26 protein-coding genes are annotated in these 23,182 nt (G+C 50.2%); 10 read left to right on the top strand and 16 right to left on the bottom strand.

The features are described 5' to 3' along the window. Positions 1-3: 3 nt before the first annotated feature. A complete protein-coding gene (locus D9T21_RS05020) occupies positions 4-1,056 on the top strand; it encodes an ISAs1 family transposase (protein WP_105933364.1) in 1,053 nt (350 codons plus the stop codon). Here D9T21_RS05020 and D9T21_RS05025 read toward each other — a convergent pair. The 5 genes from D9T21_RS05025 to D9T21_RS05045 all read right to left on the bottom strand — a co-directional run bounded on the left by D9T21_RS05025 (position 970) and on the right by D9T21_RS05045 (position 4,251). Further along, the gene (locus tag D9T21_RS05025; RefSeq protein WP_241155628.1) at positions 970-1,755 is read right to left on the bottom strand and encodes a TolC family protein; all 786 of its coding nucleotides are present in this window, start codon (positions 1,753-1,755) and stop codon (positions 970-972) included. The genes D9T21_RS05020 and D9T21_RS05025 overlap by 87 nt on opposite strands. Before the next feature lie 83 nt (positions 1,756-1,838). Continuing rightward, positions 1,839-2,195, bottom strand: coding sequence for a hypothetical protein (locus D9T21_RS05030; protein WP_037431561.1), 357 nt, complete (start codon positions 2,193-2,195; stop codon positions 1,839-1,841). A gap of 210 nt (positions 2,196-2,405) precedes the next feature. After that, a complete protein-coding gene (locus D9T21_RS05035; protein WP_105935177.1) occupies positions 2,406-2,687 on the bottom strand; it encodes an SHOCT domain-containing protein in 282 nt (93 codons plus the stop codon). A 10-nt stretch (positions 2,688-2,697) separates the two neighbouring features. After that, positions 2,698-3,270, bottom strand: a complete 573-nt coding sequence (locus D9T21_RS05040) for a Spy/CpxP family protein refolding chaperone (RefSeq protein ID WP_105935176.1) — start codon at positions 3,268-3,270, stop codon at positions 2,698-2,700. An 81-nt stretch (positions 3,271-3,351) separates the two neighbouring features. Next, the gene (locus tag D9T21_RS05045; RefSeq protein WP_105935175.1) at positions 3,352-4,251 is read right to left on the bottom strand and encodes a cation efflux transmembrane domain-containing protein; all 900 of its coding nucleotides are present in this window, start codon (positions 4,249-4,251) and stop codon (positions 3,352-3,354) included. 77 nt (positions 4,252-4,328) lie between these two features. Here D9T21_RS05045 and cadR point away from each other — a divergent pair, with 77 nt between their 5' ends. Continuing rightward, positions 4,329-4,736: a Cd(II)/Pb(II)-responsive transcriptional regulator gene (gene cadR / locus D9T21_RS05050; RefSeq protein WP_105935174.1), complete on the top strand. Its 408-nt coding sequence runs from the start codon at positions 4,329-4,331 to the stop codon at positions 4,734-4,736. Here the strand turns inward: cadR and D9T21_RS05055 are convergent. The 6 genes from D9T21_RS05055 to D9T21_RS05085 form a co-directional block, all read right to left on the bottom strand. Further along, positions 4,714-6,702 carry a cytochrome c/FTR1 family iron permease gene (locus D9T21_RS05055; RefSeq protein WP_105935173.1) on the bottom strand — a complete coding sequence of 663 codons (1,989 nt, stop codon included), beginning with the start codon at positions 6,700-6,702 and terminating at the stop codon, positions 4,714-4,716. The genes cadR and D9T21_RS05055 overlap by 23 nt on opposite strands. A 230-nt stretch (positions 6,703-6,932) precedes the next feature. Then, complete coding sequence (locus D9T21_RS22925; RefSeq protein WP_427616048.1) at positions 6,933-7,169, bottom strand: GDCCVxC domain-containing (seleno)protein; 237 nt, start codon at positions 7,167-7,169, stop codon at positions 6,933-6,935. After that, entirely contained in the window at positions 7,166-7,453 is a 288-nt protein-coding gene (merP, locus tag D9T21_RS05070) for a mercury resistance system periplasmic binding protein MerP (protein WP_050660120.1), read from the bottom strand. The genes D9T21_RS22925 and merP overlap by 4 nt, the downstream gene beginning before the upstream one ends. A 17-nt stretch (positions 7,454-7,470) precedes the next feature. Then, positions 7,471-7,830: a mercuric transporter MerT family protein gene (locus D9T21_RS05075; RefSeq protein WP_015485718.1), complete on the bottom strand. Its 360-nt coding sequence runs from the start codon at positions 7,828-7,830 to the stop codon at positions 7,471-7,473. A gap of 76 nt (positions 7,831-7,906) precedes the next feature. Beyond that, on the bottom strand, positions 7,907-8,311 hold the full coding sequence (gene merR, locus D9T21_RS05080) for an Hg(II)-responsive transcriptional regulator (protein WP_123324013.1): 405 nt from the start codon (positions 8,309-8,311) through the stop codon (positions 7,907-7,909). Further along, a complete protein-coding gene (locus D9T21_RS05085) occupies positions 8,308-9,546 on the bottom strand; it encodes an ATP-binding protein (RefSeq protein ID WP_123324014.1) in 1,239 nt (412 codons plus the stop codon). The genes merR and D9T21_RS05085 overlap by 4 nt, the downstream gene beginning before the upstream one ends. Positions 9,547-9,726: 180 nt before the next feature. On the opposite strand from D9T21_RS05085, the gene D9T21_RS05090 reads away from it, so the two are divergent. After that, a complete protein-coding gene (locus tag D9T21_RS05090) occupies positions 9,727-12,246 on the top strand; it encodes a Tn3 family transposase (RefSeq protein ID WP_206427234.1) in 2,520 nt (839 codons plus the stop codon). Between the two features lie 82 nt (positions 12,247-12,328). After that, positions 12,329-12,529, top strand: a complete 201-nt coding sequence (locus D9T21_RS23215; protein WP_338134010.1) for a Tn3 family transposase — start codon at positions 12,329-12,331, stop codon at positions 12,527-12,529. Between the two features lie 18 nt (positions 12,530-12,547). On the opposite strand, the gene D9T21_RS05095 is transcribed toward D9T21_RS23215, so the two are convergent. The 5 genes from D9T21_RS05095 to D9T21_RS05115 all read right to left on the bottom strand — a co-directional run bounded on the left by D9T21_RS05095 (position 12,548) and on the right by D9T21_RS05115 (position 16,404). Continuing rightward, positions 12,548-13,060: a DUF1294 domain-containing protein gene (locus D9T21_RS05095; RefSeq protein ID WP_123324015.1), complete on the bottom strand. Its 513-nt coding sequence runs from the start codon at positions 13,058-13,060 to the stop codon at positions 12,548-12,550. A 63-nt stretch (positions 13,061-13,123) separates the two neighbouring features. Then, a complete protein-coding gene (locus D9T21_RS05100) occupies positions 13,124-14,896 on the bottom strand; it encodes a flotillin family protein (RefSeq protein ID WP_123324016.1) in 1,773 nt (590 codons plus the stop codon). Between the two features lie 24 nt (positions 14,897-14,920). Then, positions 14,921-15,550 carry an OB-fold-containig protein gene (locus D9T21_RS05105; protein WP_123324017.1) on the bottom strand — a complete coding sequence of 210 codons (630 nt, stop codon included), beginning with the start codon at positions 15,548-15,550 and terminating at the stop codon, positions 14,921-14,923. Between the two features lie 98 nt (positions 15,551-15,648). Next, entirely contained in the window at positions 15,649-16,173 is a 525-nt protein-coding gene (locus D9T21_RS05110) for a YgjV family protein (RefSeq protein WP_206427235.1), read from the bottom strand. 27 nt (positions 16,174-16,200) lie between these two features. Next, the gene (locus D9T21_RS05115) at positions 16,201-16,404 is read right to left on the bottom strand and encodes a YheV family putative zinc ribbon protein (RefSeq protein WP_123324019.1); all 204 of its coding nucleotides are present in this window, start codon (positions 16,402-16,404) and stop codon (positions 16,201-16,203) included. 119 nt (positions 16,405-16,523) lie between these two features. Here D9T21_RS05115 and D9T21_RS05120 point away from each other — a divergent pair, with 119 nt between their 5' ends. The 6 genes from D9T21_RS05120 to D9T21_RS05145 all read left to right on the top strand — a co-directional run bounded on the left by D9T21_RS05120 (position 16,524) and on the right by D9T21_RS05145 (position 23,172). After that, complete coding sequence (locus D9T21_RS05120) at positions 16,524-18,437, top strand: ATP-binding cassette domain-containing protein (protein WP_123324020.1); 1,914 nt, start codon at positions 16,524-16,526, stop codon at positions 18,435-18,437. Then, the gene (locus tag D9T21_RS05125) at positions 18,421-18,894 is read left to right on the top strand and encodes a TIGR02444 family protein (RefSeq protein WP_164464581.1); all 474 of its coding nucleotides are present in this window, start codon (positions 18,421-18,423) and stop codon (positions 18,892-18,894) included. Before D9T21_RS05120 ends, D9T21_RS05125 begins: the two co-directional genes overlap by 17 nt. Continuing rightward, positions 18,891-19,916, top strand: a complete 1,026-nt coding sequence (locus D9T21_RS05130) for a hydrolase (protein WP_123324022.1) — start codon at positions 18,891-18,893, stop codon at positions 19,914-19,916. The genes D9T21_RS05125 and D9T21_RS05130 overlap by 4 nt, the downstream gene beginning before the upstream one ends. Next, a complete protein-coding gene (locus D9T21_RS05135; RefSeq protein ID WP_123324023.1) occupies positions 19,913-20,143 on the top strand; it encodes a YheU family protein in 231 nt (76 codons plus the stop codon). Before D9T21_RS05130 ends, D9T21_RS05135 begins: the two co-directional genes overlap by 4 nt. Before the next feature lie 168 nt (positions 20,144-20,311). Further along, positions 20,312-21,784, top strand: a complete 1,473-nt coding sequence (locus D9T21_RS05140; RefSeq protein ID WP_206427236.1) for a M16 family metallopeptidase — start codon at positions 20,312-20,314, stop codon at positions 21,782-21,784. A gap of 2 nt (positions 21,785-21,786) precedes the next feature. Beyond that, entirely contained in the window at positions 21,787-23,172 is a 1,386-nt protein-coding gene (locus D9T21_RS05145) for a M16 family metallopeptidase (RefSeq protein ID WP_123324025.1), read from the top strand. The last annotated feature ends 10 nt before the right edge of the window (positions 23,173-23,182 follow it).

Here is a 23,182-nt window from a genome sequence, read left to right on the forward strand (position 1 = left end):
CAAATTAATGTTCAACATGACTTTATTGATGTGATATTTCTGACTGTGAGTGCAGTCCTTTCTGGAGCAGAGGGTTGGAGCGATATAGAAGTGTTTGGTCGAGATAAACTTGATTGGTTGCGCCAATACCGTCCCTTTGAAAACGGCATTCCTGTTGACGATACCATTGCCCGAATTGTTCGAGTAATATGCCCTGAACAATTAAATAAAGCCTTTATGAATTGGGTGAATGAAGTGCGTGTTGAAACGGGTAAGCCTCAAATTGCCATCGACGGTAAGACACTTCGTCATTCCTACGATGGCGATAAGCAAACGGCATTACATAGCATTACCGCCTGGAGCAAAGATGCAGGTTTAGTGCTTGCGCAACTGAAGTCATCGGGCAAGAAAAATGAGAATGCTTCGGTATTGGACCTACTCGACACGCTTAATATTAAAGGCGCTCTTATCAGTGCAGATGCCATGAACTCTCAGAAAAAGATAGTCGAGAAAATCAGCTCGGAGAACGCAGATTATGTGCTCTGCATCAAAAACAACCACAAACAACTACGCGATGAAATTGCCGCCTATTTCCATAAGGTAGAGAGGGATAATCCCGCTTGGATTGCCTGTAATGAACAGACTGATTCTGGCCATGGACGAATTGAAGTACGCCGGTGCCAGCAACTAAGAGTCAGTGAGTGGATAAGTGAAGCACAGCACTGGAAAGGTATACGCAGTGTTATCAAAATAGAGCGAGAGCGCCACCTTAAAGACAAAGAGGTGAGCACTGAAACGCAATATTACATCAGTTCACTGGATATTGACCCCGTTGCGGTCAACCAGGCTATCCGAGCACACTGGGAAGTCGAAAATAAAGTCCACTGGGTGTTAGACGTGACGTTCAAAGAAGATGATAGCCGAATACGCAAAGAGGACGGAGCGGAAAATGTCGGAGTGATTAGGCGGTTTTGTTTGAATATGGCTCGTTTACACCCCAAGAAAGCCAGCATGAGAAGCAAACTCAAAATGGCTGGCTGGGCCGATGAATTCAGAGCAGAGCTTATTTTTGGGTAAAAGTATGCGGTTGCCCTGCCACAGGGCAGACAACGACACTTTCAAATAAGCAAGCCGTTGCTGCTCCGAAAGCAAAGCGAGCTTCGCTTGCTCGGCAGCGGCCTGTGCCCGTTTGACTTCCGCCTCGGGTGTCGCTCCCGCCGTAGCCCGCTTTTTCACAATGCGTAAGCTCTCGCTCGCCAACTGGGCGGCCTCGCCAGCCAGGGTGACCTGCTCCTGTGCCGCTAGCACATCGACGTAACGGCGGGTGACTTCGCCCAATAAGGCCAAGGATTCCACCTGTCGGCTGGCATTGAGCACCGACCGACTGTGGGAGATTACGCCTTGCCGTGCCGCGCGCTTATCCCCCATTTCGATGACCGAAGACAGCGCAATGGTGAGTTCAGCACCACCTGCGCCGCTGAAGTCCCCAGTGCCCCCGACATTTTCAGCGTCAAATCCCAGCTCATACGCCGGTCTTAACCCGGCTGTTTCGGCCTGCCCTTGAAGGGCTGCGTAGCGGTAGGGAAAAACTTTCAAAGACGGGTTTTGTGACAGGGAGCGCTGCACCGCATTGGTCAGCGTGATCGTTGAGTCCCCAGGCTCGGCGCTAAGCCCCGACGAAGAAATGAAAAATAATAAACTGAACAGAATACATCGGCTTTTGATATTCCTCCGCCCCAAAGCGCCAGAACCCGGCGCAGTACGTATTGATAGCATATGGTAGATCCTACTTATTTAAGATAATTCAAACCGCGCGTTGCAACGATAACGGCAACACAGAAAAAACATAATCGGTAAAATCAGGCGATTGGAGGGCGGTACAGCGACGAGGATGGGGCCTCGGGAATGAGGGCTTGAGAGTCGTTATGCAACGAATGTTTATGCAAAAAGTTGGGGTGAGTCAGGTTACCGGATAAATAGACATGGCAATGGCAGCCATGGTGATGGCAATGAAACAGGCAGTCAGTGGACATATTCTGATCAGTGGGATCAGTAGCGGTCGAGCTATCCAGTACTCCCGATGATGAGCCATCGATGAAATCAGAGGAATAAGGGGCTGTATCCGAATAATTAATGGGATGCACGTCAGCCATAGCTGTCACTGATTGCAGTGCAATCAAGAGTAACAGCAGATAAGACAGTGCTTTTCGACTCATAAACCGAACATAACCCCAATGAAATGGAATAAACTGCGAAGCAGTCCACCCTTGATTACGGATTCAATCCCCGATTGTCCCAGCGCCTTTCGTTTACCTGTTATCCGCTTATCAAAGCGAGCCAGGTCGAGGATTTCCCAGGTTGTTTCCCACAATTATCTCCTTGATATGAATTCCCTCACCGCCAGAGCAATGAGAGAACGTTTTGGTTTAAGAGCGTGAGAGCAACTCTTGTTTTATTTTTTGATATGTTTCTTCGTCAATATCGCCTCTGGCGTAACGCTCCTTTAAAAGCTCAAGGCTGTTAACTGGTTTATTACTGTTGATTTGTTGGGATTTATTTTTCAGTAACAACTGAACTAATTTAACCAAGGCTAATATGATGACAGTCCATAGTAATAACGAAAATATCATGCCAAACGGTCCCGGAAAAAAAAGCCCAAAATCACACCAACCATTGCCCCAATAGCCGGAAGAGTGCATAGCGTTCATATTATTCACCTTAATAATGTTGTGATTGGCTACCCATCATATTTTGCATATTGGCAGACATTTGTTGCATCAATATCAAGTATTGCTCCTGTTGTGCCGGTGTTAATAGCTGATAGGCCTGGTGACGGGCTTTTAACATAGTAAGCATATTTTCGCTCATCACCCCTTGGCGCTTTGCGAGCATTGCTCTGGCTTTAGCTTCATCAAAGGTGGGTGCCGTGGTTAATGCCTGACATTCCGCCATATATGCTGGCATATTGGCCATCATCACTTGCCTGCCCGCCATTGCTTGGGTCATAATAGCCTGGATCTCTTGCTGTTGCTTAGTGCTTAGATCCAGCTGGAAGAACATTCCCATCATCATGTTGCCGCCCATCATGTTGCCGCCCATCATGTTGCCACCCATCATGTTGCCACCCATCATGTTGCCACCCATCATGTTGCCACCCATCATGTTGCCATTCATCCCCCTGCAACCTTGCATCATGTTGCCCTGCATATTGCCATGTGCCAGTGCTAATGAGGCGGCTCCAAAAGTAAGACCGAGGGTTAAGGCTGCTGTTGTCAATTTGTTAGTTTTCATCTTTTACTCCACTTTTTAAATAAATTTTATTGGCGAGTTATCAAAAAAAGACCATTGCTTGTTGTTCATATTGTGCTCGGCTCAGGACTTGAGCTGCAAGATACGGCGCGCACCATTCAACACAATCAAACCGATGATAAGGCCAATCACCAAGTCTGGATAACGTGAGCCCGTCCAGGCCACCAATCCACTGGCAAGGATCACCCCTAGATTGGCAATCACGTCATTGGCGGAGAAAATCCAGCTGGCTTTCATATGGGCGCCGCTATCCCGGCTTTTGGCAATCAACAGCAGACAGGTCACATTGGCCGCCAAGGCAACAAGCCCGAAGCTCATCATCAAAGTGGAAACCGGTTCACTACCCAATACTAATCGCCTTACCACCTCGCCCAAAGCGCCCAAGGCGAGAATGATCTGAAGCCAACCGGAAAAATGGGCTGCACGCAACTTCATCCGCACACTGTGCCCTACGGCATACAGCGCCACGCCGTAGACGGCGGCATCAGCGAACATATCCAGGGAGTCCGCAATCAAACCAGTGGATTGGGCCCACCAGCCGACAGTAATTTCAATGACAAACATGATGCCATTGATTGCCAGTAGCCACTTGAGAATGCCAGCTTCTCTTTCTGCCTCCTGTTTTGCAGACGCCTGCGCACGGGCGATGGACTCGCTGGCGACGGGCATTGTACTGACAAGTCTCGCGCCCAGACCGACTGATTGCATTCTTTTTTTAATAAGGTCAGCGTTATCACCATGGTAGACACTCACCTTGCGCTTGGGGGTATCGAATTCCAATGTGACTTTAGGATGCACACTGTCCAACGCCATACGGATCATGCCTTCCTCTGAAGGACAGTCCATCTTGGGGACATGATACTCACTAACAAAGCCGCCATGAGAAGCGTCGTGTACTTCGGCAATTTGGGGAGTGTTCTCCGTCGCGTTATTTTGGCAATTGCCACCGCATGTGGTCGTCATAAAAAACCCTTGTTCTATCCAAGGTGGGCAGTTTAAACTCTATAGTTACTATAGAGTCAAGCACAGAGATTGAATAAATGAAGATTGGCGAGCTGGCAAAAAAGACGGATTGCTCGGTGCAAACTATCCGTTACTATGAAAAAGAACAGTTGCTGTGCACGACACAGCGTAGTGACGGCAATTTTCGACTTTACGATGAAGCTGCTGTCGAACAGCTGCTATTTATCAAGCTCTGCCGTAACCTGGATCTCAGTTTGTCCGAGATCCGCCAGCTACTCACATTAAAACGCTCACCGGGTGCGCAATGTGATCAAGTCAATCGCATGATGGATACGCACATTCAACAAGTGGAAACGCGCATTCAGGAGCTGGTTCAGCTGCGCGAGCATTTGAAAGTACTTCGCCGCAGCTGCTCCAGTGGAAGGACGATCGAACAGTGCGGCATCTTGCAAACGTTAACCACTAATCAGCATCAGAAGCGGTAACACTTACGCGCTTGAAATCGGACGCCTGTGTTATCGGCGGTGATGTTGCGCGTTTTGATTTGGATAGTATTAAAAATACCAGGTAAACCAGAAGTACCGAAAGTTGCGCAAGCACGCCTTGCCAGGTGGATTTGACGCCAATCCAGTCAATCTCAAAACTCACAGGTAATGGCGTCATACCGATGATGGCCGCCTCCTGTAATGCCGACACAGCTTTGCCCATCAGGACAAATGCCAGCGCTAGCAGCAAGTAGGTGGTGGCTGAAAAGAATTTGGCGATCGGCAGCTTGACGGAAAAGCGAATCAACACCCACGCCAATATGGCTAACAGCAACAAACCGAGCGCAAAGCCACCACCAACAGAAGAATATTGGGTTGATACCGCCTGCGTTAACAGCGATTGATAAAATAATACGGTTTCAAACACCTCCCGGTAAACCGCCACAAATGCCAACGCCACCAGCCCCCACAAGGTGCCAGACTTAAGTTGGGTATCGACATGTTGCTGAATGTAGGCTTGCCATTGTGCAGCCTGGGTTTTGCTATGCATCCAGATCCCAACATAGAGCAGTACCAACGCGGCCAATAAAGCGGCAATTCCCTCCATGATTTCACGATTGGCACCACTGATCGTGATCAACGATTGAGCGGCGATCCAGGTGGCACCACCGGCAAGTAATGCCGCAATCCAGCCTATGTGGACATATTTAAGCGCATCCCGACGCCCGGTTCTTATCAAAACCGTCGTTAAGGCAATGATAACCAGCAATGCCTCCAGGCCTTCGCGCAACAATATGACCAGACTAGCAGTGAATAAAGTTCCTTCGGACAAGGTGGACTCTGATAACAAACGTTGTGCGTCATCCAACAAATGCCGCGTCTCCGCCATTAGCGCACCCAATTCTCCGTTTACGTCGGGGCGGCTGGTCAATTGTCGTAGTGCCATCATGTTGGACTCGATGGATTGGCGCAGTGCTTTGTCATGCGCATCGAGGCTGTTTTCAATCAGTTCAAAACCGTCCAGATAAGCACTGACGGCGAGTTCACTTGCGGTTGAAAAATCTCCCTTCTGATGCGCTTTTTGGGCGGCTTGAAGTCGATTCCATGTGATTGCCAAGGGATCTTGGGATGCCTTGAATAATGCCGAGGGGTTAGCGCGTAAACTCTCCAAAGCTTGTAGGGTTATATCAGGGCGTGCTGCTGCCAGTTGCAGTGGGTTGTGATTAATCAGCTGCAGTTTGGTAATATTCAAATCATTGTGAGTAGGTTCGCTGGATTGAAAAGCGAGTCCACCGACATAGAATGCCATTGACCAACGCTCTTGCTCCGTTAGTTGTTGAAAAGATGGCATGGCGGTGTCGTCAATGCCATTGGTAATGGCGTCGTATAAACCCAAAATTGATCGATTTAATGCCCGCTCTTTATCGGTAAAGTCCGTGGGTGCGGGATCGAGTTGTGCTGCCAGCACTCCGTCACCTTGACCAGATACTCCATGGCAAGATCCGCAGTTAGTCTCAAATACCGGCCGGATTTTTTCTTGAGGTAATATCCGTTCCGGCAGGGATAAATGTGGCATCAATCCCAACAATGTGCCGCGTAGGCTGGCACTCATTTGACGGATCTCATCAACACCTTTCTTATCATGGATGGCCCTCTGCAATGCCATTGCTTGCACTGCGAGTGACTCTGCATCAGCAGTGGCGGCCAGCGAGCTCTTGCTAACAATCAGTTGTGAAAACTCCACCATCTCCTGATATTCATTGTCATTAATTACCTGACCGTTTTTCACCGCTTCGGCATAATCAACGCCTATGTATTCAGCGAGCTGTGCCAGTTGCCGGAGTTGAGTAACGTTGTCTGGGATCTCAGCTTCATTCGCCCCGGCAGATAGAGAAAGTGGCAGCATCAGAAATATGATGGCATGAAGGGTGGCTCGTTTCAGGCGTTGCAATCTGCAATCAAACATCTCGGTGTTCTCTTATTCATGAATCGCTAATGATTATTGATCGCAATTGTAAACTCTATAGCCGCTATAGAGTCAAGAGAAGTAAAAATTACAGTCGGTTGGAAACCGTTTTGATAGAGAGGCCTTCCCAAGGCTCGCTCCTTAATCTTACAGAGATCATTGAAGGTGGATTGATACTGGAAAATCATCGACTTAACCGGGTGAGTGACATGCAGATTTGCGAGGTCCACTTAACCGCCGCAACAGGTTCCTGTGTCTTTATTGCCCTGTGACAACTGTATCGGCGGGCATGGTACCGAGCCATAGGAACAGTAGACACAGCAGTCACCGAGCTTCGGCTTCAATAAAACATGGCACTGCTCACACTCGTAGAACCACTGACACGCGTCGGTGGGCATGGATTCTGTTTTTTTATGGCCGCATTCGGGACAAGTCAGCACTGACTGCAAAATCACCTCTGGCATCATGGTGTTTCCGTTTTCACGATGGTCGATGGATAACCGGCATGGGTGGTCGCTTCGACCAATCTGTCAGCGTTGGTCAGGGAATCCTCAAAGGTTACTACGGCTTGCTTATGCTCATAACTGACCTCGGCTTTTGTTACGCCTTGGACCTTGGTGAGTGCCTTTTTGACCGTGATCGGGCACATGGCACAGTTCATGGTTGGCAGATCCAGCGTGATGGTTTGTGGCTTGGCCCAGGCCGAGAAGCTGGCGATGGTGAATACGAGACCGAGAATGATTTTCTGCATGGTTAGCTCCAGAGTGTTCATGCGAACAGAGGAATCCAGTAGGTGCTGGTGACGAGCACCAGCGCCACGATTGCAGCGATCCAGAAAACCATTTGCCGCCGTTTCCGAGTTTGCGGCACAGCGCAGACGGTTCCCGGTTCACAGGTATCGACCGGTCGATAAACCTGCCAGCCAGCCCAACCGAGCAACAACATAACAAGCATGATGAATACGGGACGGTAGGGCTCCAATACAGTCAGGTTACCGATCCAGGCCCCGCTGATACCCAGTGACAGGAGCACAAAAGGCCCAACACAACACAGGCTGGCGACGGTGGCAGCGGTAATGCCACCGATGATAGGTAGCCTTGTGTTGGTGAATGACTCTTTTCCTGCCATCGCCGACTCCACTTTATTGACCTAGTGAAATCAGTGTAAGTCCCGTACCAAGGTACGGAGTCAAGTCCAATGCCTTTTATTGACGAGGAGCAGGTTGGAGGGATTCAACAATAGGACATGCCGCATTGTCAGGATTGGTCCGGCACTGTGTGACGAGCTCTTCCAACACCTGTTGCAGGCGGTGTAGATCGTTAATTTTTTCACGCACGCTGGCCAGCTTTGCTTCGGCCAGCTCCTGGACTTCCGAGCAATGCGACTCGCCCAATGACAGCAGGTTGTTGATCTCCTCCAGCGTAAAACCCAGTTTCTGGGCGCGTTTGATGAATAAAATCCGAGCCAAGGTTGCGTTTGGGTAGGTACGGTATCCCTCTGCGGGTTTGGGTGGTTGACGGATCAAACCACGGCGTTCGTAGTAGCGGATGGTTTCGACGTTGACACCTGCTGTCTTGGCCAGCTGGCCAATGGTGTGGTTTTCGTTCATGACCAGAGCGCTCCCAGCGGGACAGCAAAGAGATTGTCACCAAAAGCCGTCGTATGATCGCCATCGTAGAGCAGGACACCGATTTTAAAGCGCTTGCCGGCCACACTTTGAAAGCGTTTCAAGCCGGTAAAATCTTTCGTGCTCAAGGTTGCCGCCGCTTTGACTTCAATGGCAAAACAATCGCCCATGGCGTTTTCAATGATCACATCGACCTCCACCTTGTCCTTGTCACGGTAGTGGTAGAAGTTCAAGGGCTCCTCGATCCACACCGCCTGTTTGCGCAATTCGTTGTAGACGAAGGATTCCAGCACCAACCCAAAATCACCTGGCTGTTTCAGCAGGCCCTCCCGATTGAGGCCCCGCACGGCGCACATCATGCCGGTATCGACCGAGTGCAGTTTGGGTGTTTTCACCAGGCGCTTATATTCGTTGGAATGCCAGGCCGGCAGCTGTTCCACCAAAAACAACTGCTCCAACAACGCCATGTATTTTTTGATGGTCAGTCGATCCAGCCCAAGTTTAGCGCCCAGTTCGGTCAGGTTAACCAGTTTCCCCGCATAAAAGGAGGTGAGTTTGAGTAACTTGGCCATCAGATCGGGGTGATCGATATGGGTCAGATCGCGGATATCCCGCTGGATCAATGTACTGACGTACTGTTGATACCAAGCGGTGCTTCCCCGCTCATTGGCACGTTGCAGAGGCTCGGGGAAACACCCCGTAATCAACCGTTGCAGTAGATGATCCCGCACACGAATGTCCTGAGCCGAAGGCGCTTCCTGGTTCAGTAGTTTGCTTAAAAAGCTGGGGGGTCGTCCATGGATCTCACATTCGGAAAGCGTTGTCAGGCGAACCGACTCCATCCGGCCGGCCAGGGAATCCGATAGCCGGGGCAATAACAAGGCATTGGCAGAACCCGTCAGGAGAAAGCGACCTGCCGTGCGTTGTTCATCCACAGCCTGCTTGATGGAGACGAACAGTTCAGGCAGGCGCTGAACCTCATCGAGCGCAATTCGTTTCGGTGGCAGATTACGGATGAACCCGACGGGATCAGCTTGTGCAATTTCGAATTGGGCCTGATCGTCCAGGGTAATGTATTCCCAGTTTTCAGCGCCCATCTCACCAATCAGCGCCTTCACCAGAGTGGTTTTACCGACTTGGCGCGGCCCCATCACAAAGACCACCGGGGTGTCGCTCAGCGCTTCTTTGACATTGATTTCAGAATAACGTGGGTACATAAAATAAGCGCTCGGCTAATTGATGGTTGAAATTCGTCTATTCGTTATTTTATTATCGTCTATTCGTGATTACAATGCCGTCTGATTGTTAGATACGACAATAGCGACTCACGAATGTAAAAAATCAATAAAAACAACGCTATAGGAATAGTTGGCGTGACTGAGCCCAAGTGAGAACTCATGACAGCCAAAGAGCAGTTCTTAACCAACCAGCAGCGAAACCAGCCGTTAATGCTGCCACAACGATTTTCCGACGAAGAAATGGTTCGCGATTGGACGCTGAGCCGACGCGATTGCCAGGTGGTCAACAAGTACCGTAAGCAATACCGTCTGGGATTTGCTATCCAACTGTGCGCCATGCGTCTCTATGGCCGGTTTCTTAACCAACTCCATGATCTATCCCCCCGGGTAATCAGCTACCTGAGCAGTCAACTCGACCTCCCGCCCACGCTAACCGTGGACGTGCCCGAGCGGGAAGCGACACTATTGGAGCATCGGAACAACATCCTCAAGTATCTGGGCTTTCAGCGGTTTGATGACAAAGCGGAAGCGGATCTGGACCGCTGGATTGAAGAATATGCTCGCCAGGGGCTGCTGCCGGATGAACTTTTTCACCGGGCAGAGCGCTACCTGCTGCTGAACCGTATTGTATTACCCGGGCCCTCGACCATCGAACGGCAGATCATCCGTATTTGTAACCAGGTTCACACTCAGCTTTTTGAGCAGGTGTTTGATCAGATGTCCCCTGAACTGCGCGGTGCCATCGACGTTCTGTTGCAAACCACAGACGGTAATCAGCGAACCTACTTCAACCAACTCAAAGAGTATCCACCGGCCGCCAAAATCTCATCACTGAAACGCTATTTGGAGCGCTATGACAATCTGGTGGCCACCGGCGTTAATGAATTCGAGGAAAAGGTCATTGATACCGCTTTTCTTCACTACCTGTATCGACTGACCAAGCGCTACAGCGCCAAGGACATGAAACGCTTCAAAGACCACAAGCGCTATGCCCTGATGGTGTGCTTCCTGTTAGAATCCCGCAAGATTCTGCTGGATAACCTGGTCAAAATGCACGATCAGTACATGACGGAACTGTGCCGACAAACCAGAAACAGTCACGACAAAAAGCACAAGGAATTCCGCAAACGCCAGAAGAAAGCTATCGACGCCGTGCTCGATACCACGCATGTTTTGCTGGAATGGCCGGATGAACAGCCGTTGTACAAGAATGACTTATGGCAGCGTATTGACGAGAAACACTTGCTAGCCTCCATTGACGACCTGCACATTTTTAAACGCCTGGAAGAATGCGGCTACTGCGATTTGTTGCTGACCCGTTACCCCAGTTTACGAAAGTATTTTTCCGACTTTATACGGTTACCGTTTGAAGTGGCGAAAGGTTCTGGGCCACTGATAAAAGCCATCCAGTTCGTCCGGCAGTTGGATGACGGCGATCTGAAAAAACTGCCGGAGAATACACCGACTGCGTTCATTCCCCGCGAGCTGCGTCGCAGCCTTAAAGATCAAGCCGGCAACATCAATCGCAATGTTTGGGAAATGGGCCTTGCTCTCGCGATGAAAGATGCGTTGCGTTCCGGCGATTTGTATTTACCACAGAGCAAACAGCATGTGTCGTTCTGGGATCTGACCTTGAACGAGCCCAACTGGGATGAAACCAAACACACCGTCTATACCGAGCTACAGCAGCCTTTGCAACACGAAGTGCGTTCCGCCATTTCAACCCAGTTCCACGAAGCGGTGTCAGCAGCGCAAAAGCGTTTTGGACTGGATAATTTCGCCGAGATACACAATGGCCGGCTGAAACTCAAGCGTGACGACAAGCTGGACGTACCGGATAAAGTCAACCAACTGCAAAAGGTGATCGATGCGCATATGCCCAGCATACGCATCGAGCAATTGCTGATGGAGGTGGATCAAATGACGCATTACAGTCGTCACTTTGTCCCTATCCAACATCACCAGTCACGGCCCAAAAACTTTTACAAAAGCCTGATGGCTGCCATTATTTCACAAGCCACAAACCTGGGCGTCGTGTCCATGAGTAACAGCGTCAATGGCGTTACTGTCGATATGCTAAGGCATATCCTGCAATACTATATTCGCGAAGAAACCCTGATCAACGCCAGTGCTGAAATTGTGAATCAACACCATGAGCTGCCGTTGAGTGCGGTGTATGGCTCCGGTACATTGTCCTCTTCAGATGCGCAACGCTTTAAAATCCGCGCCGACAGCCTGTTGGCTTCATACTATCCCCGCTATTACGGCTACTATGAAAAAGCCATCGGGATCTACACCCACGTATCCGATCAATATTCCGTGTTCAGCACCAAGATCATTTCCTGTAGCCCTCGTGAAGCCCTGTATGTTCTGGACGGTCTGCTGGAAAACAACACAATTCTGAAAATCCGAGAGCACACCACCGATACGCATGGGTACACTGAAATCGTCTTCGCCCTCTGTCATTTGCTCGGCTTCTACTTTATGCCACGCATTCGGGATCTGAAGGATCAGCAGCTATACCGTATCGACAAATCCGTCGATTACGGTGACCTCAACCATTTACTCACGAAAACAGCTGATTTGGCGATTATTGAGGAGCAATGGGAATACATGATGCGGGTGGTCATTTCTCTGAAACAAAAAACTGCGCCAAACCGTCCAGCGGCAACTGAATAAAGGGGAATACCGGCACAAACTGCCGCGCTGGATATTCTTTGCGGACCAGGGTGAATTCACCACTGGGGACTATGAGGAAATCATGAACAAGGCCAGCAGCCTCAGCTTTGTATCCAATGCCATTCTGTACTGGAACACGATCAAGATAAATGACGTGGTTGAGCAGCTCCGGCAGCAGGGGGAGGATATCGACGACAAGACCTTATCCCATATCTCGTTATTGCCCTATAAGCATGTGTTGCCCAATGGTACGTACTTTATTGAAGATGAGGGGAAGGGGTGATTATTCGGAAACCTACGGTTACGCGGAGGGCCTGGGAGTCAAAACCGTAGGTTTTCGTTCAAATGCCCCCGCTGGTCCTAAATGGCTTTCCGGAGTACGCCAGCGGTTAGCGCGCGCTGCGGATTTGTCTATGGCATACATGACAAATGCAATCAGGCTGGCAACGCCATAAACGTAAAGCACTTCAATGGGAATGCGTTGAAACCAGATAAGGCCACCAAGCAAGGCGAAAAAGGGTAGCAGCAGCGGAACCCGCCTTTTAGATGGTCGGGATGGTGGTTTCGGTGTTTTCTTCGGCGGAGGCTTATTGCCCGTTGGATGGTCGTTGACCAGGTTAACCTCAATGGCCCGAAGTTTACCTTTGCGGTCCTGACTGGTTTGGTACTGGATCATATCGCCGCTCTGAGGGCGGCGGGAATAAAAACTAAACGCCTTAATGTGAACAAAGGCACGCTGGCCGCCACCTTTGGGCTCAACAAAGCCGAAGCCCCGGTTATCGTCCCAGTTGAGCAGCTTGCCCTGTAGCTTCATGGGTTCAGGCCAGACAAGCTGCTACCGGCGCCTGGGGCGCGGTAGCAAGGCAGGTAAAAAGGATTAGCTGTTGGGCTTGTCATCTTCTGCCGGCGTTTCACCTTGAGCTGATTTAGCAGGCCCGGATTGCGGCTTTTTCGCTTTGGTAGTCACCAGGTCGCCATCAATTACAGCACTGCCCTGGATCAGATCTTCCAGTGTGCCATCTTCAGCATCCACTAATCCCACTTCACGCAGTAAAGAGTCAACTAACGGCGCATTGGCGCGGTAGTTAAGTGCCGCGCTGGTAACCTGATCCGCCAGGCCTGCGCCACCGCTCTCACCACTGCCGCCAGCACCACCAAGACTGTTGCCATAGCCTTGTAAGATTTTAATGCCGTCGATGTTTTCCAGTGGTTTAACCGCATTGGCAATAATGTCTGGCAGGATCTTAAGGATGGCCAGTGAGCGTTGCAGATCAATTTGCTCGTCTTTAAGGGTGTTTTCGGCTTCGTACATGGCTTTCTTACCGGCTGCTTCCACGGCAAACACTTTCTCGTCAGCTTCTGCCTGCAGTTTCTTGGCATCAGCGCTGGCCCGGGCTTCGGTAAGGATCGCTTCTGACGTATTGATCGCCGCTTCACGCTTCGCTTCGGCTTCTACGGTAATGTTCACCGCTTCACGCTCTGCTTCTTTACGGGCGTCGATAACTTCAATTTCCATGCGTCGATTAGCTTCGGCCACCTGGCGGGTAGTAATAACCGCTTCTTCTTTTTCAACCTTGAGCTTTTCGGCTTCAGCCGCTTTGGCGCGGGCAGCGGATTCTTCTTCAGACTTATTGGCAATAGCAATTTGTTTATTCTGCTCGGCAACTTCAATTTGCTGCAGTTGCAGAATGCGTGCTTCGTCGATAGCTTTACGCTTTTCTATCTCGCGGGCTTCAATGGTTTGCGCTTTTTCGATTTCCGATGCAGAAATGGCTTTTTCTTTAGCAATTTCAGCCTGGCGTTCTTCCTGCTCTTTTTGTTCGCGTTGCTTGGCAATCTCGGCTTTTTGTTCCTGCCGTTTAAAGGCCAGTGACTGTTCCTGCTGAATGCGGGCTTCTTCTTCATCACGCTTGATGTTTAACGACAGTTTTTCTGCTTCCAGGTTACGCTGTTCAATCTGGATGCGGTTTTCCTGTTGAATATCGTTGGTTTCTTTGCGTTTTTCTTCGATGATTTTGGCTAAGCGGGCACGACCTTCGGCATCGAACGCGTTGTTTTCATTAAAGAATTGCAGATCGGTCTGATCGAAGCCGGTTAAGCTGACGGACTCCAGCTCAAGGCCGTTCTTTTCAAGATCGTTAGCCACACTTTGCTGCACTTTTTGCACAAAGTCGGCGCGTTGTTCATGCATTTCGGTCATGGTCATCTCGGCCGCCACCGCACGAAGTACGTCGACGAACTTGGATTCCATGAGCTTTTTCACTTCTTCGGCACGGGTGGTTCGCGTGCCCAAGGTTTGCGCTGCCATGGAGATGCCGGCTGCATTAGGTGCTACTCGCAGGTAAAAGTCGGCTTTCACATCCACTCGCATACGGTCTTTGGTGATCAGCGCATCCTTGGAGGTTTTTTCTACCTCAATGCGCAGGGTATTCATATTAACCGGGATCACCTCGTGAACCACTGGCAGTACCAGCGCGCCGCCATCCTTGATGACTTTTTCGCCGCCAAGGCCGGTACGTACAAAGGCGGTTTCTTTGGTCGCCCGGGTATATAAACGGGCAAAGATAAAACCAATAACGAGCAGGCCGATGACTGCTGCGCCGATCATTATCAGCATGAAAGGTAAGTTACCTAATCCTGAATTTTCCATAATGACTACTTCTATCGTAAAGGGTTAAAGGTCGGAATAACGACTTGCTAACCAGCGGTAATCCCGCTTTTGTATTAATAATATTTTTTCGCCCTGGCTGAATTGCTCATCAGGCTCGAGAGGCTCTACCAGCAGATAATGAGGCTGGCCATGGGCATCAATAAATTTACCTTCCGCCGGACTGTTCTGACGGGCAACGCCTACAGTGATGTGGCCTACCGTGCCAATCAGTTCATCGGCTGTGGTGGCTGATGATTCCTGTTTGGGGAGCAGGCGGGCAATAAAGGTACCGAACCGGGCCGTAAAAAACAGGCCTGCTATAACAGCCAGAAGCGTTATTAGCCAACGGGCAAAATAGGTGTCCAGCAGCGTGAGAGAAAGAAAGTTAAATGTCAGACCGGCAGAGCCAAAAGTGGTAAGCAGTAATACCAGCCAAACCAGCAGCGGCAGTCTGTCGAGCGCCAGCCAGCTACCAAACTCGGTAAAACCTGAAGAAGTATCAGTGTCGGCATCCAGTGCCGCCTGATCGTCGACTAGCCCTAGCAGACTAACCCCAAAAAACATCCCTGCCATTTCCAGAATGAAAAGCGCTATAACAATGCCCAGCGCACAGCTAAACCAGAAATTGGCATCATCTAATAAGAATGACAACATGCCACCGTCCCTGATGGTGAATCCAAAAGTAAGAGAATTAGTGTAATCCTAAAATAGCCAGAGGGTAAAGCACTTAATAGGTAGTTCAGGCCTAACGTTCAGGATACGTCATTGCCATATGGTTTAAGCTTTCTCAACACATACAACCGCCAGATTGTATAACTATTTACCATTAGCAGCGTCGTTTCCAGCAACGTACCGCCGATGGAGCCAACAATAATATTGTTGGTGAGCCAGCAAAGAGCGCCGCATAAAAACGCCAGGCGCATTTTAATGCCTGACAGACAATACAGCGCATAAGTCCCTATGCACGTGCCCAGAATAGGAAACAAGTCGTACCACACATCGGCCAGATAAATACCCAGCGCTAATGTAATGGCAATAAAGAAATAAGCAATAACGCGCGAGCGGGTTTTTATGGATAAACCCGTTCTGACCACCGACAACAACGCGCTCAAACAGGCAGTAGTGGCACCAAGCAACGCAAAATGCAGAGCGTGATTTAAGTTCATCACCACCATCATTATACGCAGGCGCTGGTCGTCTTTCTGATAGAAACACAAAATGCCGAGCACAAAGCTCAGCATGCCAAACGCCTGGGCGATATTAAATTCGGGTAGCAAAATAAATGAGTTGCTTATGGTTGGTGACTATTCAGGTTTAAACACGCCAATAACGTTGGCGTTTTTGCTGGCGGTTTTTACCTTTTCCTGGGGTTGCGATTCGGCATAGCCGCACTCCACACAGGTGAGTTTTTCGATGTTGTTTTCGAAAAATAACATAATGGTGTCGGTGGCCTTGCATTTCGGGCAAGTGGCACCGGCAATAAAGCGTTTTCGTTGGCGTTGACTCATGGGGTAAACCGTTGTGACTAATTAAGGTTATTTACGCACTGCGCGCAAATGCAGATCGCTTGCAGCGGTTCTGGTAAACTACACAGCCAGACTATGTTATCACAGGTATTCGCAGTTTTATGATCCAGTTATCCGACGTCACCTTGTTGCGCGGCAGTAAAGTACTGCTCGATGGCGCATCGGCACAGGTTTTTCCCGGCCATAAAGTTGCCCTTATAGGCAGTAATGGCTGCGGTAAGTCGAGCCTGTTTGCTTTGTTACGTGGCGAACTCAGCGTGGATGCTGGTGATTGTGCGGTACCTGCTGACTGGCGCATTGTGAGCGTGGCGCAGGAAACGCCTGCGGTGGAGCGTAGTGCCATTGATTATGTGATTGACGGCGATAACTATTTACGCGGCCTGCAGCAAAAACTCAGTGAAGCAGAAGCGGCGCATCATGGCGAAGAGATAGGCAAGTATCACGATTTACTCGCTCAGGCCGGTGCCTACGACGTGGAAGCCAGAGCCGCCACCATCCTCGCCGGTTTAGGCTTTGCCCAAAGCCAGCTCACCGCACCGGTTACCGATTTTTCCGGTGGCTGGCGAATGCGTTTAAACCTGGCTCAGGCGCTGCTGTGCCCGTCTGACCTATTGCTGCTCGATGAACCCACCAACCACTTGGATTTAGACGCGGTTATCTGGCTGGAGCGCTGGTTGCAGCGTTATCAGGGTACCTTGTTACTGATTTCCCACGATAAAGCGTTTATTGATAACACCGTGGCGCAGATTATCAGTGTTGAGCAGCAACAGTTGATTGCCTACACCGGTAACTACTCGAGCTATGAAACTCAGCGCGCAGAACGACTGCGCTTACAGGACATCGAATTCCGCAAGCAGCAGGACAAAATCGCTCATTTAGAATCCTTTATTACCCGCTTCAAAGCCAAGGCGAGTAAAGCCAAGCAGGCGCAAAGCCGCATCAAGCAGTTAGAGCGGATGGAAACGCTGCTGCCAGCCCATCACGCCAGCCAGTTTAGTTTTGAATTTAAAGCACCCACGGCATTGCCTAACCCGCTCATTCAGATGGAAAAGGTCATGCTGGGTTACGGCGAACATATCGTGCTGGAGCAGGTAAAGCTCAATCTGGTGCCGGGCAGTCGCATTGGCTTACTGGGCCGTAACGGCCAGGGAAAATCTACGCTGATTAAATTACTGGCCGGGGTACACGAGCCGAAAACCGGCGTATTCACCACGGCAAAAGGGTTGAACGTGGGGTATTTCGCCCAGCATCAGCTGGAGTATCTGGATCCCCAGGCTTCCGCTTTACTGCATTTGCAGCGTCTGGACAGTAAAGCTACCGAGCAACAGCACCGCGACTTCCTTGGCGGCTTTGGTTTTCATGGCGATGAGGCCACCGGCCCGGTAGCGCCCATGTCCGGCGGCGAGAAAGCCCGCTTAGTGTTAGCGCTGATTGTGTATCAAAAGCCTAACTTGTTGCTGCTCGATGAACCGACTAACCACCTCGACTTAGAAATGCGTCATGCGCTGAATATGGCCTTACAGGCCTTTGAAGGAGCCATGGTGCTGGTATCGCACGACCGCTTTTTATTAACTGCAGTGTGCGAGGAGTTTTACCTGGTCGACAGCGGCGAAGTCGCCCCCTTTAGTGGCGACCTGGATGATTATCGTGACTGGATCCTCGCCCAGCAAAATGTCGATAAAGCGGCCAATGCTGAACCGGTGGAAGACAAACCGAAGGTGGATCGCAAAGCCGAAAAACGCCGCGAAGCTGAGTTTCGTCAGTCTACCGCGCACCTGCGTAAGCAAATTCAACAGTCTGAAAAAGCAATGGAAAAGCTCAACGCCTCGCTGGCCAAAGTGGAGGAGGAGCTGGGTCGCAGTGAACTCTACGAAGCCGATAATAAGCCCGAGTTAATGAAGTTCTTAGATCAGCAGGCAACTCTAAAATCTCAAATAGAGGATGAGGAGATGCAATGGCTGGATGCGCAGGAACAACTGGAAGCGGCCAAAGACGCCTATGACATCAGCGCCTGAGCTAACGCCTGAACTGTTCTGGCAACACAGCTTGCAGCATTACGCGCAGCTTGGTGTGGCGGATGCCTGCCTGGCATTACAGGATAACTATCAGGTAAACATTAACCTACTGCTGTTTTATCATTGGTGTTATACGGTAAACCAACCGGTAACCCGGGCATTGCGTAAAGCCCTGGATGAGGCGGTAGCTACAAGCGATCCGGCCATACGGCAACACCGTAGCAGGCGGCGTGCGGCGAAGGGCAGCAGTGACTACGAGGCGCTTAAGCAGCAGGAACTAGAGTTGGAAGCAGCGCAGCAAGCAGAGCTGGTCGCCACCTACCAAAAAATCAAGGGGTCAGAGTCGTTGAATGGGATGTTCAACGACTCTGACCCCTTGATTTGCTTGCTTAACTGGTTAGGTTTGCCAAATAATTCAGAAACTCAGGATTTAATCAAAACAGTATTACAAGCATGACCATACGGACCAATCAATCACACGGAAGTATTGTTAAGAGCAGCTTTAACGCACCGCGTTGGGCACGTAACCGGCATATTCAAACCATCTGGCCGCGCTTTATTCAGCGCCGCTTACCACTGACATACACCATGGAGCGCATTAAGCTCGACGACGGTGATTTTCTGGATTTGGCCTGGGGGCCCGCGCCGCACCTATTAACCGGGATGGTGGTGATGTTCCACGGCCTGGAAGGCTCCATGCACTCCCATTACGCCAACGATATGATGGCCACCCTCAGCCAGGGTGGCTGGCAGGTGGTGATGATGCATTTTCGTGGTTGCAGTGGCGAAGCCAACTTAACGCCCAGGGCTTATCACTCCGGTGAAACCGGCGATCCGGCTTGGGTAATCAATCTTTTGCAGCAACGCTACCCTGATACACCTAAAGCCGCTATTGGCTTTTCCCTGGGTGGTAATATGCTGCTTAAACTGCTCGGTGAACACCCGGACAGCCTGGGGTTAAAAGCCGCGGTAGCAGTGTCGGCACCGTTAAAACTCGATGAGTGTGCTACCAGCGTAAATCAGGGCTTTTCTAAGGTGTATCAGAAGTACCTGCTTGGCAGCATGAAGAACAACCTGCTCAAGAAAATGCAGCGCATTGATTACCGCGATATTTTGCAAATCAGCGAAGCCGATGTTGAAGGCATACAAACGTTCTGGCAATTTGATAATCTGGTCACCGCTCCGCTGCATGGTTATGCCGATGCCAAAGATTACTACGAGAAGTGCAGCGCCTATTATTTTTTAAAAGCCATTCATTGCCCTACGCTTATTCTGCATGCGCTGGACGACCCCTTTATGAATCATCTGGTGATCCCGCGGGAGCAGGAACTGGCGCATAACGTAACCGTTGAACTCAGTGAAACCGGCGGCCACGTGGGTTTTATGCAGGGCACACCAACGAAGCCAGAGGTGTGGCTGCATCAACGAGTGCTGCGTTTTGTTAGCGATTATTTACCCACAACTACGGAGTCTGCATGATTATCCCTATCGATGAACTTACACCGGATACGCTAAATAATATTGCACGGGAGTTTGTGCTGCGTGAAGGCACCGATTACGGCGAAATTGAGGCGGCGTTTGCTGATAAGGTTGAGCAAGTCATTGTCAAACTCAAAAGCGGCGAGGCAATTCTAGTGTATTCTGAGCTGCATGAGACTGTAGATATCCGCCCCGCCGACAGCTACCAACCAGCCGGTGAAGAATAGGCCTTGAGCGCTAACGGGCTGTAAAGGCATAAAATCTTTTCAAAGTATTTCTGAGTGTTGACCAATCTTTCAACAGCGCGCATGCTGGGATTAACAATATACTCATAGCCGATTGTGTGGCTGTGGGTAAATCTTATAAACCTTACTCTAACGACACAAGAGAACATTATGAGAACACTCTCTGTAATTGCAGCGGGCGTGATGTCTGTCTGGTTGATGGGCTGTAGTCAGCCAGCGCAGAATGATGCACAGTCCGGTAGTGCGGCGGCTATGCCGGATGCCAAAACCATCGCCGATGCTGCCAGCGGCGTAGATATGAACGTGGATTACAATGTCCCGGTAGAATATTTCAAGCTCGACAATGGCCTTAAAGTGGTTTTATCCAAAGACGATACCGCCCCTACGGTTACCGTTGCGGTGTACTACAACATCGGGTTTCGTAATGAACCAAAAGACCGTACCGGTTTTGCGCATTTGTTTGAGCATATGATGTTCCAGGGCTCCGAAAACCTTGGCAAGATGGAGTTCATTAAATTGGTAAATGACAACGGCGGGGTGCTGAATGGCTCAACCCGTTTTGACTTCACCAATTATTTTGAGATTGTCCCGGCGCATAACCTGGAAACCTTCTTATGGGCAGAGGCCGATCGGATGAAAGGGCTGGCCATCACTCAGGACAACCTGACTAACCAGCAGGGCGTGGTGAAAAACGAGGTAAAAGTAAATGTGCTAAACCAGCCCTATGGCGGATTCCCATGGCTGGACATGCCTCAGTATGCCTTTAATAACTGGTATAACGCGCACAATTTTTACGGTGATTTGGCCGACCTGGACGCGGCCAATCTTGAAGATGTGGCGGGATTTTTTGACATGTACTATGCGCCGAATAATGCTGCGCTCGCTGTGGTAGGCGATATTGATGTGGCCGAAGCAAAAGCCATGATCGAAAAGTACTTTGGTGATATTCCGGCGGCTGAGATCGCGCCGCAGCCGGATTTATCTGAGCTACGCCAGGAAAAAGAAAAGGTCTTTAATAAATACGATAAGCTGGCGCCTAAACCAGCCTATGCCTTTGCCTATAAAATGCCGCCAAGGGATACCCCTGAATACTATGCCATGGGCATCATCGACCAGATCCTGGTGCAGGGTGAAGACAGCCTGTTGTATCAGGAACTGGTAAAAAATAAACAAATTACCGGCAGTGTGGGTGGCGGGATTAACTACCTGCTTGGCAATATGTTTAACTACAACGGCCCCATGTTATGGATGAGCTCCTTTACCCACGACGACACCGTGAGCCAGGAAACTATTACCTCTGCTATTGATTCTGTGGTTAATCAGTTAGCTGAAAAACCTCTCAGCGAAGAAGAGATGTCACGAGCGATCGTGAAGATCCGTTCCAGTCTGTTCGATTCCATCGACGGTTTCTACGGTTTCGGCCGCGCCGATCTGCTGGCCAGTTTTGCGTTGTTTGACGATAAACCGCAAAAGATCAATGAACTGGAAGCCAACTTTAAGCAGGTAACCCCGGAGCTTATTATGCAAACGGTGAAAGACTACCTGCGCCCCACCAATCGCACCATTCTTACCGTTACGCCCGGAGAAGCGCCGGCCGACGAATCACAGGCACAGGGAGAATAACCATGAAATTAGTCAAAACACTTCTGGCTTCTTCGCTTTTAACGGTGCTGACATTGTCGGTGAATGCTAAGGAAATGCCACCGGCGGGCGGTACGCCGGGCGATTTCACTGTGCCTGCGACACAGGAAATAACATTGGAAAATGGCCTGAAGGTGACCTTTATTCCTTATGGCAGTACCCCTAAAGCCACTGTCAGGCTGGTTACCAATACAGGTAATATTGATGACGGTGAAAAGGTCTGGCTAGCCGACCTGAGCTTCGATATGTTGCGTCAGGGCACAGACACCCAGTCTGCCAAGGCCCTCGCAGAAGCGGTTGCCAGTATGGGTGGTGAGATTGCTACCAGCGTAGGTATGGACTCCAGCTTTATTGGCATGGATGTACTTGGCGAGTTTACCCCTGACGCGGTGGGCGTACTGGCAGATATGGTGATGAACGCCAGCTTTGCTGAAGCAGACCTGGCGCGGCTTAAAACTGATAGCCAGCGTAATCTCGCAGTACAGAAATCCAGTCCTTCCGGGATTGCTACCGAGGCTTTTTATCAGTCAATTTATGGTAATCATCCCTATGGTCGATTGTATCCTACCGCCGAGAGTCTGGCGGCGTTAACGGTGGATGATACGAAAACTTTTATTTCGTCTAACCTGGTGCCGAATCGGAGCCATTTATATGTGTCTGGCGTCTTTGATCAGGCGGCCGTTAGTAAAGCCGTTAAAGCGGCGTTTGCCGACTGGCAGGCAGGCGAGGCGCGAAAGGCAAAAACGGTGCTTACCAAGCCCGGACCAACCCTCGAGCTGATTGAGCGAGAAGGCGCACCACAGTCAACGTTGCGCCTGGGGCTGGCCACAGTAGATGCTACCCATCCGGACTATACCAAACTCAGCGTAATGAACACCCTGCTGGGTGGCGCATTCTCCAGCCGCATTACTACCAACATTCGTGAAGATAAAGGCTACACCTATTCGCCGCGTTCTGCTGTGGTCGACCGGGTTGGCAGTGCAGTATGGTATGAAGGGGCAGATGTGACTGCCGAAGCTACCGGCGCATCCCTGGTCGAAATCTTTAAAGAGATTGAATTGCTGGCCAGCGAAGCCCCCACGGCTGAGGAGCTTAAAGGCGTACAAAATTACATGGCGGGTATCTTTGTACTGCGCAATTCTTCGCGAAGCGCGATTATTTCGCAGTTAGCGTTTTTAGAGCTGCATGGTCTGGATAAAACATACCTTACCGACTATGTGCAGAATGTGCATGGTGTGACACCCGAGGAAGTGAGTAATATTGCGAGGAAATACCTGGACAGTGCCAGTATGCACCTGACCATTGTGGGCGATACGGCAACGGTCACGCCACAGTTAAAAGAAGTTAAAGCACTACAAGCCTATCAGTAGGAGCAAGATA

It is taken from the genome of Marisediminitalea oceani (assembly GCF_003731635.1).
Lineage (GTDB): Bacteria > Pseudomonadota > Gammaproteobacteria > Enterobacterales > Alteromonadaceae > Alteromonas > Alteromonas oceani.

Coding starts and splice junctions, on each gene's coding strand:
- D9T21_RS05025 (WP_241155628.1), bottom strand. CDS start 1,755: ATGCTATCAATACGTACTGCGCCGGGTTCTGGCGCTTTGGGGCGGAGG.
- D9T21_RS05030 (WP_037431561.1), bottom strand. CDS start 2,195: ATGAGTCGAAAAGCACTGTCTTATCTGCTGTTACTCTTGATTGCACTG.
- D9T21_RS05035 (WP_105935177.1), bottom strand. CDS start 2,687: ATGAACGCTATGCACTCTTCCGGCTATTGGGGCAATGGTTGGTGTGAT.
- D9T21_RS05040 (WP_105935176.1), bottom strand. CDS start 3,270: ATGAAAACTAACAAATTGACAACAGCAGCCTTAACCCTCGGTCTTACT.
- D9T21_RS05045 (WP_105935175.1), bottom strand. CDS start 4,251: ATGACGACCACATGCGGTGGCAATTGCCAAAATAACGCGACGGAGAAC.
- cadR (WP_105935174.1), top strand. CDS start 4,329: ATGAAGATTGGCGAGCTGGCAAAAAAGACGGATTGCTCGGTGCAAACT.
- D9T21_RS05055 (WP_105935173.1), bottom strand. CDS start 6,702: ATGTTTGATTGCAGATTGCAACGCCTGAAACGAGCCACCCTTCATGCC.
- D9T21_RS22925 (WP_427616048.1), bottom strand. CDS start 7,169: ATGATGCCAGAGGTGATTTTGCAGTCAGTGCTGACTTGTCCCGAATGC.
- merP (WP_050660120.1), bottom strand. CDS start 7,453: ATGCAGAAAATCATTCTCGGTCTCGTATTCACCATCGCCAGCTTCTCG.
- D9T21_RS05075 (WP_015485718.1), bottom strand. CDS start 7,830: ATGGCAGGAAAAGAGTCATTCACCAACACAAGGCTACCTATCATCGGT.
- merR (WP_123324013.1), bottom strand. CDS start 8,311: ATGAACGAAAACCACACCATTGGCCAGCTGGCCAAGACAGCAGGTGTC.
- D9T21_RS05085 (WP_123324014.1), bottom strand. CDS start 9,546: ATGTACCCACGTTATTCTGAAATCAATGTCAAAGAAGCGCTGAGCGAC.
- D9T21_RS05090 (WP_206427234.1), top strand. CDS start 9,727: ATGACAGCCAAAGAGCAGTTCTTAACCAACCAGCAGCGAAACCAGCCG.
- D9T21_RS23215 (WP_338134010.1), top strand. CDS start 12,329: ATGAACAAGGCCAGCAGCCTCAGCTTTGTATCCAATGCCATTCTGTAC.
- D9T21_RS05095 (WP_123324015.1), bottom strand. CDS start 13,060: ATGAAGCTACAGGGCAAGCTGCTCAACTGGGACGATAACCGGGGCTTC.
- D9T21_RS05100 (WP_123324016.1), bottom strand. CDS start 14,896: ATGGAAAATTCAGGATTAGGTAACTTACCTTTCATGCTGATAATGATC.
- D9T21_RS05105 (WP_123324017.1), bottom strand. CDS start 15,550: ATGTTGTCATTCTTATTAGATGATGCCAATTTCTGGTTTAGCTGTGCG.
- D9T21_RS05115 (WP_123324019.1), bottom strand. CDS start 16,404: ATGAGTCAACGCCAACGAAAACGCTTTATTGCCGGTGCCACTTGCCCG.
- D9T21_RS05120 (WP_123324020.1), top strand. CDS start 16,524: ATGATCCAGTTATCCGACGTCACCTTGTTGCGCGGCAGTAAAGTACTG.
- D9T21_RS05125 (WP_164464581.1), top strand. CDS start 18,421: ATGACATCAGCGCCTGAGCTAACGCCTGAACTGTTCTGGCAACACAGC.
- D9T21_RS05130 (WP_123324022.1), top strand. CDS start 18,891: ATGACCATACGGACCAATCAATCACACGGAAGTATTGTTAAGAGCAGC.
- D9T21_RS05135 (WP_123324023.1), top strand. CDS start 19,913: ATGATTATCCCTATCGATGAACTTACACCGGATACGCTAAATAATATT.
- D9T21_RS05140 (WP_206427236.1), top strand. CDS start 20,312: ATGAGAACACTCTCTGTAATTGCAGCGGGCGTGATGTCTGTCTGGTTG.
- D9T21_RS05145 (WP_123324025.1), top strand. CDS start 21,787: ATGAAATTAGTCAAAACACTTCTGGCTTCTTCGCTTTTAACGGTGCTG.